Below are 12,147 nucleotides of genomic sequence, written 5' to 3'. Positions count from 1 at the left end.
TGTTTGAACATCCGAAAAAGTTTTTAGCTGTGCGCGTTTTACGCGCACATGTAAATAATCAAGTTTGCAACGCAAACTTGAGATAAAAAGCGACGGCGCCAATTTAGACGGCGCTTTTTATCATCGCTCCTAATACTATAATTCTACTTTATAACTTTTCAACGTATATGGACGGCAGTGCGGCATATACGGCAGCGCAGGTTACCAAGTCCTGTTTCCACGTAATTTCGTTAGGGGCATGAGCCTGTGCTTCCGCTCCCGGGCCGAAACCGATACAGGGAACTTTATTCCGCCCCATGATGGAAACGCCGTTTGTAGAGAATGTCCACTTGTCAACGAGCGGGCGTGCTTCGCGCATGGCAAGCTGATCTTTCGGGCCGATACGCTTATCGCCGTATAAATTGTTATACGATTCGATCATCGAACGTGCAACGACGTGCTCTTTCGGCAATACCCAAGTGGGGAAGAAGCATTCGATCGGGTATTGTTCTCCCGTCCATGACGGCCGGTCGTAGTTGTACATCGAGACCGTTACATCTTTTCCGTATTTTTTGACGGCGGGAAGCTGGCGGATTTCTTCCAAGCATGATTCCCATGTTTCTCCGGCCGTCATACGGCGGTCGAGCGAAACGGAACAGGAGTCCGCAACGGCACAACGGCTCGGGCTGGTATAGAAAATTTCGGAAACGGTAACGGTTCCGCGTCCGAGGAAGTTTGCTTCTTCCCATTCCTTGTTGTATTTTTTATCCAGCATTTTGACGAGCCCTTTGATTTCAGTGCCGTCAGCCGCGTCGTTTTCATTTAACTTGCGTACTTCCTGCAGAATGTCGGACATCTTGTAGATTGCGTTATCGCCGCGCTCCGGTGCGGAACCGTGGCAGGAAACACCTTTAACATCGATGCGGATTTCCATGCGTCCGCGGTGTCCGCGATAGATACCGCCGTCAGTCGGTTCGGTGGAAACGACAAAGTCGGGCTTGCAGAGTTTTTCGTAACCGGGAACTTTGACGTCTTTTTTCAGGATATACTCCCAGCACATACCGTCGCAGTCTTCTTCCTGTACGGAGCCGACTACCATAGCGGTGTATTTATCGTTGAGAAGACCTAAGTCCTTCATCATCTTACAGGCATACATAGCGGAAACAACGCCGCCGGTTTGGTCGGAAACCCCGCGTCCGCCGATGAATATATCGTCTTCGAATCCTTCGTAGGGGTCAAACTTCCAGTTGTCGCGGTTACCGATACCGACCGTATCGATATGGCCGTCAAAACAAACAATGTGCGGGCCGGTGCCCATCCATCCCATTACGTTGCCGAGCGGATCAATCCATGTTTTGTTGAATCCGAGTTCATCCATTTTCTTTTGGATGCGTTTTGCTTTTTCCCCCTCTTGGCTGCTTTCGCTGGGAAGGCGGATGATTTCACGAAGGAAAGCGGTCATGTCGGCCTTATATCCTTCTGCAGCAGTTTTAATCTTGTTAAAATCCAAACTCATGCTTTCTCCTCTATCGTTTTTTCAAGCTTTCCACTTGATACGATATTGATACAGATATCAGGGTATCCCTAAAAAAGTATTTTTAGAGACCGCCTGCCTTTCTCGCCATACGCCAACGTATAATGAGAAAGAACTATAAATTGATATAATTATAGAATTGAAAAATTTATCTGTCAAGCAATAACTTCTAAAGATTTTTTAGTTATTCTGATTTTTTTTTAGCTTTATAAAAAAGTCAACTGTTAGGAAGTTTTTGGCAATCTTATAGAAAATTAAACGCGTAGAAAGGTAGTATCTCTTGTGCCGATAATGGCTGATAGTCAATGGTTTGAGTGTTATAGAATAACAATATATAATGACAACCCTTTTGGGTTATGATATGCTGAAATCAAGATTCAAGAGAGGAGTTCTAAAAAAACGATTCCTTTGTTTTTAAAAATGTCTCATGATAATAGGATGACCGTACAGATGACAAATACAAGTATAAATCAGCGAGCGGTATTGCAAGCGCAAATTTGGAAAATCGCTAACGAGGTACGCGGCGCTGTGGACGGCTGGGATTTTAAGCAGTTTGTTTTGGGAACGCTGTTTTATCGGTTCATAAGCGAAAACTTCACCCGTTTCATAGAGGGCGGTGATAAGAGTATCAACTATGTAAACATGGCCGATGATCGTATTACACCTCAAATAAAAGATGATATTACCAAAACCAAAGGATATTTTATCTATCCCAGCCAATTGTTTGTAAATATTGCCAAGAATGCCAATACGAATCCCAACTTGAATACGAATTTGGCTGAGATATTTGATGCAATAGAAAATTCAGCCAATGGCTATCCTTCAGAAAAAGACATCAAGGGGCTTTTTGCCGACTTTGATACTACGAGTAACCGTTTAGGCAATAGTGTGCCGGATAAAAATAAACGCTTGGCGGCAGTGATAAAAGGTGTGGAAGGATTGGATTTCGGAAACTTTGAAGACAATGAGATTGATCTTTTTGGTGATGCCTACGAGTTTTTAATTTCCAACTATGCGGCCAATGCAGGTAAATCGGGCGGTGAGTTTTTTACTCCACAGTATGTATCTAAGCTGATAGCTCGATTGGCTTTGTGTGGGCAAACATCTGTCAATAAAATTTATGATCCCGCTTGCGGTTCGGGTTCTTTGCTGCTGCAAGCAAAAAAGCAGTTCGACAACCATCTCATAGAAGAAGGGTTCTTCGGACAGGAGATAAATCATACCAATTACAATATGGCGCGTATGAATATGTTCCTGCACAATATCAATTACGACAAGTTCAATATTGCCTTGGGAGACACGCTCCTCAATCCTCAACATAGCAACGATAAACCCTTTGATGCCATTGTGTCCAATCCGCCTTATTCGGTAAATTGGGTGGGGAGTGATGATCCTACGCTCATCAATGATGACCGATTTGCTCCAGCCGGTGTGTTGGCTCCCAAGTCCAAAGCCGACTTTGCGTTTGTATTACATTCTCTCAGCTATCTTTCGGCTAAGGGGCGCGCGGCTATCGTATGCTTTCCCGGTATCTTTTATCGGGGCGGAGCTGAGAAGAAAATACGGCAATATCTGGTAGAGCATAACTTTGTGGAAACAGTTATCTCGCTGGCGCCTAACTTGTTCTATGGTACAAGCATTGCCGTAAATATACTCGTACTCTCAAAGCATAAGCCGGATACCAAGACACAGTTCATAGATGCCAGCGGAGAGGCATTTTTTAAGAAAGAAACAAATAACAATGTACTAACAGATGAGCATATTACAAAAATTCTCAGCCTTTTTGAGAAAAAAGAAGATGTCCTGTATACCGCCGTATCGGTTGAAAACAGCACAATTGCGGAAAACGATTACAACCTTTCCGTAAGCTCGTATGTGGAAGCGGAAGATAAGCGGGAGGTAATAGATATAGTCAAACTCAATGCCGAAGTAGCTGAAACAGTCAAACGGATAGACACACTGCGAGCAGATATAGACAAAATAATAGCGGAGTTGGAAAGGTAGGTGAATATGGAAGGACAAAAAGGAGAAATCATACTTTATCAGCGTGAAGATGGCGCTGTACAAATAGATGTAAGAGTGGAAGATGAGACGGCGGTGTGGCTAATACAAGAACAGATGGCTGCATTGTTTGTAAAAGGGCGCAGTACTATAACAGAGCATATTTCTCATATTTTTGAGGAAGGCGACTTGGATGAAAATGTGGTCTGTCGGAATTTCCGACAAACCACTCAACATGGAGCCATAGAAGAACGGAAGATGCGAATGGCGGATTTTGTAAGAGAACTGGACAACATACTGAGAACTACAGGGCGCAATGTGCTGGACAATGCCGGACAAATTTCACACGAACAAGCAAAGAAAAAAGCAATTGCAGAATATAAAAAATACAAAGCCAAGAGTTTGAGTAATGTGGAAAAAGATTATTTAAGCTCTATCACTATGTTGGAGCAAAAAGCAAAAAAAGGAAACAGGATAAAACAATGACACAAGAACCTAAATTATTCCCATATATAACCCGCCTCCTGCAAGGGGCTTCCGTGGAATGGAAACCGCTGGGAGAAGTCACAGAACTAAAAAGAGGGAGGGTTATATCAAAAGAATACCTGTATGAAAATGCAGGAGAGTACCCTGTTTATAGCTCTCAAACAGTAAATAATGGAGAAATAGGGAAAATAAAAACTTTTGATTTTGATCAAGAAGCTATCACTTGGACTACAGATGGTGCTAATGCTGGCACTGTATTCTATAGGGAAGGTCGTTTTTCCATAACTAATGTATGTGGATTGATAAAAATAAGAGAAACAGAAATTCTTAACTACAAATTCTTATATTATTGGCTTTCAATAGAGGCAAAAAAGTATGTTTATTCAGGCATGGGAAATCCTAAATTGATGAGTAATCAGATAGCAAAAATCCCCATCCCTCTCCCGCCCATATCCGTACAGCGAGAGATTGTTCGTATTCTCGACAAGTTTACTACGCTGGAGATGGAGCTGGAGACGGAGCTGGAAGCGCGTAAAAGACAGTATGAATATTATCGAAACCGGTTATTATCGTTTGATATGTTGAGCGAGGGGGGGGGTGTCAATAATATAAAAATTGTATTATTGGGTGAAATTGGTGGTTTTACAAGAGGAAATGGGCTGCAAAAGAAAGACTTTACAAAAAATGGTATCCCTGCAATACATTATGGACAAATCTATACCTATTACGGTACATGTACTCATAAGACCATTTCATTTGTGTCTTCTAACACAGCTAAAAAGCTTCGTAAGGTAAATTATGGAGATGTAATCATCACAAATACCAGTGAGAATGTAGAAGATGTCGGCAAAGCTGTTGCTTATTATGGAAAAAAACAAGGGGTTACAGGCGGACATGCTACAATTTTTAAACCTTCAGAAAGAATTATAAGCAAATATTTTGTCTATTATACCCAAACCGCTGATTTTTCAAATCAGAAAAGAAAGTATGCTAAAGGTACAAAAGTTATCGATTTATCTGCCAATGATCTGGCTAAAATTAAGATACCTCTGCCTTCCATAAAAGAACAAACCCGTATCGTTGCTATTCTCGACAAATTCGAGACACTCACAACTTCTATCAGCGAAGGGTTACCCAAAGAGATAGCACTGCGCCGTAAGCAATACGAATATTACAGGGAGCAATTACTATCATTCCCCAAAAGGTTAGAAAATTTCAGCATTCATGAGGTAGAACTCGTTTGACACTGAATCTCATAAAGACATCTTTACTACTGTGCGAACCTGTTTACTTGACTGTATGCGTGTGTGCTCTTATACTGTGTAATCAACAACGCCTCCGCACGCATAAGGATTAGATATGAAGAATATAACGCTATCAATTGATGAAACTGTTTTGCAGGCAGGTAGAGAATATGCACGCAAGAACCATATCTCCTTTAATGTGCTTGTAAGAAAACTCATTGAGCAAACGGTTATGACAAACAAAGCTCATTGGCTGCACGATACGTTTTTACTGATGGATACGGTACATACAACATCAGGGAATGAGAAATGGTCAAGGGAAGAATTATATCGTGTCTAAAATATTTATTGATACCAATATACTTGTGTATACACTTGACTCAAGAGATTCATATAAGCAGGCGAAAGCACGAGAAATAATGACGAAGGTTGTCAACTTATGTCGTCCAGTCATATCTACACAAGTACTGAAAGAATTCTATGTGGTTACAACAACAAAATTAAAGGCAGATCCAATAATTATCAAAAATATCATTCACAATTTTTATAATATTGAAATTGTTCAAAATGATTTAGAGTTGATAGAACAAGCAATAGATATTAGCGTAATTTTACAATTATCGTTTTGGGATTCATTGATAGTAGCTGCTGCCGAGAAAGCAAAATGTGAAAGTATTATTTCTGAAGATTTAAATCCTGGACAGACATATCGCGGCGTAATGGTAATAAATCCATTTAAGGAAGATACGTTTATTTGATACGTTACCATGCAGTAGCGGCACGGATGCTGTCGCTAAAAAATGTACATCCGTGTACATTTTTTAGCATCGAGTTTTTCGGTAAGAAAAACTCGATGGTGCTTGGAACCACTGACATCCTGTCAGAGCAGCGACGCAGTAGATGTGCCGTATATTTTCAAAAGAACAGGAGAACATCCATGACACAATATACCCCCATAGCAGAATTGCCGAATTTTATTGTTCTTGATAAATACACCAAAGATTCAATGGTGAGTGAACCATCTGTAGGCTACCAGCCGGAGTCTGCTTTGGAGCGGGAGCTGATCCAAGATTTACGTAACCAAGGCTACGAATATCTTCCCACTATTACTACTTCCGATGCACTTCTTGCTCATACAAGGAAGCAGTTACAAGAGTTCAACAATACCGTTTTTACCGATACCGAATGGCAGCGGTTTCTGGATGAATATTTGGATAAATCGAGTGATACGATCATAGATAAAACACGGAAGATACATGATAATTATATCTATGACTTTGTGTTTGATGACGGGCGTATCCAAAACATTTATCTGGTCGACAAACAGAATATCGCCCGCAACAAGTTGCAGGTTATCAACCAGTTTGAACAAACGGGCACACAGGCAAACCGGTATGATGTAACTATTTTGGTGAATGGGCTGCCGCTAGTACAGATAGAACTGAAAAAACGGGGAGTTGCAATCCGCGAGGCGTTTAATCAAGTACACCGTTACAGTAAGGAAAGTTTTAATAGCGAAAGTTCCTTATATAAATACCTGCAAATGTTTATTATTTCCAACGGAACAGATACCCGCTATTTTGCCAATACGGTAAAGAGAGATAAAAACAGTTTTGATTTTACGATGAATTGGGCAAAATCGGACAATACGCTGATTAAAGACCTTAAAGATTTTACGGCGACCTTCTTTCAGAAAAATACGTTGCTGCAAGTATTGCTCACCTATTCCGTGTTTGACACCGGCAATACATTGCTCATTATGCGCCCCTATCAAATTGCTGCAACGGAACGTATCTTATGGAAAATAAAAAGCTCGTTCCAAACAAAGAAATGGTGCTCACCGGATGGCGGCGGCTATATTTGGCACACAACCGGTTCCGGCAAAACTCTCACAAGCTTTAAGACAGCCCGCCTTGCTACACAGCTTGAGTTTATCGATAAGGTGTTTTTCGTTGTTGACCGCAAAGACTTGGACTATCAGACAATGAAAGAGTACCAGCGCTTTTCGCCGGATAGCGTAAACGGTTCGGAAAGCACTGCAGGGTTAAAACGGAATATTGAGAAAGACGATAATAAAATTATTGTAACAACTATTCAAAAACTGAACAACCTTATGAAAGGAGAAGGCGATTTACCTATCTATCAAAAACAGGTTGTTTTTATCTTTGATGAATGTCATCGCTCTCAATTCGGTGAAGCACAAAAAAATTTGCGGAAGAAATTCAAGAAATATTATCAATTCGGATTCACGGGGACACCCATTTTTCCGGAGAATGCATTGGGCGCGGAGACTACGGCAAGTGTATTTGGAACTGAGCTGCATTCGTATGTTATCACTGATGCAATTCGGGATGAAAAAGTATTGAAGTTTAAGGTGGATTATAATGATGTGCGCCCCATGTTCAAGGCTTTGGAAACAGAGCAGGACGAAGTCAAGATCAGTGCTGTAGAAGAACAAAAACTCTTGCTCCATCCCGACCGCATAAAAGAAATTGCTCAATATATCTTACGGAATTTTAGAATAAAGACTCACCGGACACAAGGAAGCAGGACGGGCTTTAATGCCATGTTTGCAGTTAGCAGCGTTGAAGCGGCAAAGCTCTATTATGAACAGCTGAACGCGCTGCAAAAAGAGAGTGAAAACCCATTGAAGATTGCGACGATATATTCTTTTGCACCGAACGAAGAGCAGAATGCCGTTGGTGATATTATTGAAGAGAATTTTGAACCGTCCGCAATGGATACGAGCGCTAAGGAGTTTTTGGCAAACGCCATTAAAGATTATAACGCAATGTTCGGTACCAATTTCGGTGTGGACAGCAAGGAATTTCAAAACTACTACCGCGATTTAGCAAAAAAAGTGAAGGAGAAAGAGATTGACCTTTTGATAGTAGTGGGTATGTTCCTTACCGGTTTTGATGCTCAAACACTGAACACGCTCTTTGTTGATAAGAACTTACGCTATCATGGTTTGATACAGGCATTTTCACGTACCAACCGTATCTATGATGCAACAAAAACATTCGGCAATATCGTTACGTTTAGAGATTTGGAGCAAGCAACAATAGATGCGATTACGCTTTTCGGTAGTCAGAATACCAAGAACGTGGTGCTTGAAAAAAGTTACAAAGAATATATCGAAGGATTCACCGATAGTGTAACCGGTGAAGTACACAGGGGCTACACAGAGGTCGTTCGGGAACTGAAAGCGCAATTTCCTAAGCCGGACGCAATAACAACCGAAGCCGCTAAAAAAGCCTTTGTCCAGCTTTTCGGTGAGTACCTTCGCATCGAAAACATCTTGCGCAATTATGATGAATTTACACAGCTGAAAGCCTTGCAGTCTATCGATCCGACAGACCGCGTTGCTCTCCAAGCGTTTAAAGACCGCTGCTTTTTAACAGATGAAGCGTTTGCAGAAATGCAGAAAATAGATGTGCTGACCGAACGGGCCGTGCAGGATTATTGCTCTACATATAACGATATACGAGACTGGTTTAGACGGGAGCGGGGCGGTAAGAGTCCGGAACATACAAAAATAGATTGGGATGATGTGGTTTTTGAAGTTGATTTGCTGAAATCGCAAGAGATCGACCTTGACTATATTCTGGCTCTTATTTTTGAACATAATAAGAAGACAAACGATAAAGCAAAATTGATAGATGATGTGCGCAGGATAATCAGATCCAGTATTGGAAATAGGGCAAAAGAAAGCTTGATTGTTGATTTTATCAACGAAACGGATTTTGAGCCGATTAAAGATAAGGCAGAAGTTATCCAAGCGTTCTTTATGTATGCTCAGAAAAAGCAGAAAGAGGAGGCAGCTGCGCTGATTGCCGAAGAAAAGCTTAATGAAGAAGCTGCAAAACGATATATACAAACCTCATTAAAACACGAGTATGCCAGCGAAATCGGTACCGATCTGAATGCCGTTTTGCCCAAACTCAGCCCGCTCAATCCTGATTACTTAACAAAAAAGCAAAGGGTATTCCGAAAGATTGCCGCTTTTGTTGAAAAATTTAAAGGAGTCGGCGGAACAATTTTATAGTGTGTTTAGCGAGGAATGTCCACAAATATGAGTATTCTGATAGTCTTCTTGGTTTTAGCTATTACATGATAATCCATATATAAACTCCCGACTTGACCTTTACTTGACCTGTTAAAAATCGAGCAAAGCTATCAGTTTGATAAGTCTATATACAGCAAGGAATAAACTATGGGCGCTGACGGGATCGAACCGCCGACATTTTGGGTGTAAACCAAACGCTCGTACCAGCTGAGCTAAGCGCCCTAATAATAGAAACGACTATATATAAACCCGATAAAAATGTCAACAGGGTTGTTTCATTTATCGACAATAAACAACCCCGACGTGAGCGTCGGGGCGTTAAATCCTCCACACGAATAAAGTGAAAAGGTGAGCACTCTGCGATAGTAAAAAACGTCTGACGCGGTTGCCCTGATTCAGCCCCCTCGGTAACCTGTACTTACATGAAATGTTTCACTATCATTATGCAAACGGCTTATACCTTACATAAGCCGAGCAACGTCTGTCTTATCCCATATTGGCGGGAAATATGAAGCAGAAACTCATCATCATTGTGCTGTCGATCCTATTTGCGCTCAATAGTTTTGGAGAAGAAACACAAATTCCTGATAAAACTATTGATGTGGAAACTGCCGTACAGTCAGCGTTACAAACACATCTTTCGGTTAGGCAAAGTGAAATACAGCTTGAGCAAGCTAAAAGAAAGTATGCACATGCGTGGAATAATTTTTTGCCGTCTCTTTCGGCAAACATAAGCGGCGGGGCAAATGGCGGCTTGACCTCTACGGCAACCAATGCGCTTACGTTTTCTACCGGAATCAATGCAAATTTGAATATCAGTCTCGGCGTCGGTAAAAAGATTGCCGCTTTAAAAGCAGCATACGAAAGCGGACAAAAAGATTATGAAGATACTGTCCGCGAAATTGAAACGGAAATCCGAAAGAGCTTTTATTCGCTTTTATATATGCAAGGACAGGTAGACATCAGTAGGTCATCGGTAAACGCAAACGAAGCACAATATAATCAAACGAAGATTAAGAAGAGCCAAGGCCTTGTTACAGAGCTTGATTTACTGACCAGTCAAGTAAACTATGAATCGGCAAAAATCAATTTACGGAATACCGAAAAGGCATACTTTACTGCAACGTTTAAATTCTTAAATGAGATCGGTATCAATGTGGAGCCGGGTCAGCGCGTTTCTTTTGAGGGAAGTCTTGATGATTATGTAAATGCGAATGATTTTGAACTTTCGCAAGGAAACTTGGATGAACTGATAGAAAATAGTCCCGCTATCCGTACTATAAAGAATACCTTGAATAAAAATAAATTATCCCGTTCTCAACTTACCTTATCTGCATATCTTCCCAATATAATGCTCAGCGCCAATATCAGTCCCTATTCGTATTCCTATAATTTACCTAATAAAATGGGAAGTAAAAGAGACAGTTGGTCTGTTTCTGCTGGTCTCTCGTTTGCATTAGATAATTATATTCCGGGATCTGCCGTGAGGGACAATATTGCAGATATGGATGATTCGATTAAAACGCTCGAAATGCAGCTCGATAAAAAAAGACAGCAGATAAAAACAAATATCATCGAAATACTGAATGAAATTGAGATTGCGAAGGAAGGTTTGGAAAACTGCCGGTTAAATAGTGAGTTGGCAAAGAAAAGTTACGAAATGGCAGAGATTGCCTATAAAAACGGAACAAAGGATTTGAATAGCTTACAAGCTATTCACAATGCGTATAGCAATGCCGAACTTCAGTACAAAAATCAGCAACTGTCTTTGATAAACAGCAGACTAACGCTTAAAAGTCTTATCGGCAAATAACCTTGAGAAGCTCTCTAAAGAACTTCCTTAACTGAGTGAGAAATGATGGAGAACACTATGAAATCAAAGAAAATTATGCGACGGATTTTATTAGTAGCCGGTGTTATCGCGGTTATTGCAATCATTGCACTATTGCCCAAAAACAAAGGCGGTATGCAGGGCGGTAACGGCGGGATGCCCGGAGGCAATATGCAGGGCGGTGATGCTGCCGAAACCGTATATTCCGTAACAACGCAAGTTTTAGCGAAAACGGATTTGCAGGAATATTTAACCATGAACGGCAATGTCCAAGCTAATAACACCATTTCCGTTTATCCCGGAATCGGAGGAAAAATTACCCGTGTGTATGTAACGCTCGGCTCAATCGTAAAACGAGGAGACAAACTTGCCGAAATCGATCCTTCAACCCCCGGAACGTATTATGAAATAAGTCCTGTGTATGCACCGATTTCAGGTACAATTACGGCGTTGCCGCTAACGGTAGGGACATCCGTCAACACAAATACCGCTGTAGCACAAATTGGAAATATCCGTGAACTTCAGATTAAAGCAAAGGTGCCGGAGCGGGATGTTTCGGTGCTAAAACAAGATTTGAAGGCTCAAGTCTCTCTTGTTGCTTATAAAAATCAGATTTTTGATGCTCATGTTATACGGGTATCTCCAATTGTAGATGAGGTTTCACGAACCAAAGAAATATATCTGGCATTCGATACCATCGATCCTAAGATAAACGCCGGAATGTATGCAAAAATTAAGCTTTTAACCGTACTGCATAAAGATGTGCTCTGCCTTCCTATCGATGCAATTCAAACTCTGGACGATAAAAATTTTGTGTATGTAGTTCAATCCGATTCAACAGTAACAGTACGCAATGTAGACATCGGTGCGAATGTAGACGGTATTGTGGAAATTGTGAACGGACTTTCAGAAGGGGATAAAATAGTTATAGACGGAACACAAAACTTGAGCGAAGGAGCGCAAATAAAGGAAGCAGCCGCAAATACGGCAAGCGCTTTATAGG

At 41.1% G+C, this 12,147-nt stretch carries 9 protein-coding genes and 1 tRNA gene; 8 read left to right on the top strand and 2 right to left on the bottom strand.

Features of this window, described 5'->3' with window-relative positions:
- Window positions 1-148: 148 nt before the first annotated feature.
- Window positions 149-1,495, bottom strand: a complete 1,347-nt coding sequence (locus tag ABK01_RS02660; RefSeq protein WP_253676161.1) for a YgeY family selenium metabolism-linked hydrolase — start codon at window positions 1,493-1,495, stop codon at window positions 149-151.
- A 468-nt stretch (window positions 1,496-1,963) separates the two neighbouring features.
- Between ABK01_RS02660 and ABK01_RS02655 the strand changes: the two genes are divergently transcribed.
- The 6 genes from ABK01_RS02655 (at window position 1,964) to ABK01_RS02630 (ending at window position 9,292) form a co-directional block, all read left to right on the top strand.
- Complete coding sequence (locus tag ABK01_RS02655; RefSeq protein WP_253676160.1) at window positions 1,964-3,517, top strand: type I restriction-modification system subunit M; 1,554 nt, start codon at window positions 1,964-1,966, stop codon at window positions 3,515-3,517.
- Window positions 3,518-3,523: 6 nt separating this feature from the next.
- Window positions 3,524-4,000: a RhuM family protein gene (rhuM, locus tag ABK01_RS02650; protein ID WP_253676159.1), complete on the top strand. Its 477-nt coding sequence runs from the start codon at window positions 3,524-3,526 to the stop codon at window positions 3,998-4,000.
- Entirely contained in the window at window positions 3,997-5,244 is a 1,248-nt protein-coding gene (locus tag ABK01_RS02645) for a restriction endonuclease subunit S (protein ID WP_253676158.1), read from the top strand. Before rhuM ends, ABK01_RS02645 begins: the two co-directional genes overlap by 4 nt.
- A gap of 115 nt (window positions 5,245-5,359) precedes the next feature.
- Window positions 5,360-5,584 (top strand): hypothetical protein, encoded by a 225-nt coding sequence (locus ABK01_RS02640; RefSeq protein ID WP_253676157.1) that lies wholly within the window; start codon window positions 5,360-5,362, stop codon window positions 5,582-5,584.
- Window positions 5,577-6,002, top strand: coding sequence for a PIN domain-containing protein (locus tag ABK01_RS02635; RefSeq protein ID WP_253676156.1), 426 nt, complete (start codon window positions 5,577-5,579; stop codon window positions 6,000-6,002). Before ABK01_RS02640 ends, ABK01_RS02635 begins: the two co-directional genes overlap by 8 nt.
- Before the next feature lie 179 nt (window positions 6,003-6,181).
- Window positions 6,182-9,292 carry a type I restriction endonuclease subunit R gene (locus tag ABK01_RS02630; RefSeq protein WP_253676155.1) on the top strand — a complete coding sequence of 1,037 codons (3,111 nt, stop codon included), beginning with the start codon at window positions 6,182-6,184 and terminating at the stop codon, window positions 9,290-9,292.
- A gap of 169 nt (window positions 9,293-9,461) precedes the next feature.
- Here the strand turns inward: ABK01_RS02630 and ABK01_RS02625 are convergent.
- A tRNA-Val gene (locus ABK01_RS02625) sits at window positions 9,462-9,535 on the bottom strand.
- Window positions 9,536-9,821: 286 nt separating this feature from the next.
- Between ABK01_RS02625 and ABK01_RS02620 the strand changes: the two genes are divergently transcribed.
- Both ABK01_RS02620 and ABK01_RS02615 read left to right on the top strand, forming a co-directional pair.
- Window positions 9,822-11,126: a TolC family protein gene (locus ABK01_RS02620; protein WP_253676154.1), complete on the top strand. Its 1,305-nt coding sequence runs from the start codon at window positions 9,822-9,824 to the stop codon at window positions 11,124-11,126.
- 57 nt (window positions 11,127-11,183) lie between these two features.
- The gene (locus ABK01_RS02615) at window positions 11,184-12,146 is read left to right on the top strand and encodes an efflux RND transporter periplasmic adaptor subunit (protein WP_253676153.1); all 963 of its coding nucleotides are present in this window, start codon (window positions 11,184-11,186) and stop codon (window positions 12,144-12,146) included.
- Window position 12,147 lies beyond the last annotated feature (1 nt).

It is taken from the genome of Treponema sp. OMZ 305 (genome assembly GCF_024181325.1).
In the GTDB taxonomy this organism is placed as follows: Bacteria; Spirochaetota; Spirochaetia; order Treponematales; family Treponemataceae; genus Treponema.
The sequence above is the reverse complement of the archived record's forward strand: the minus strand, read 5'-3'. Positions and strand labels throughout refer to the sequence as shown.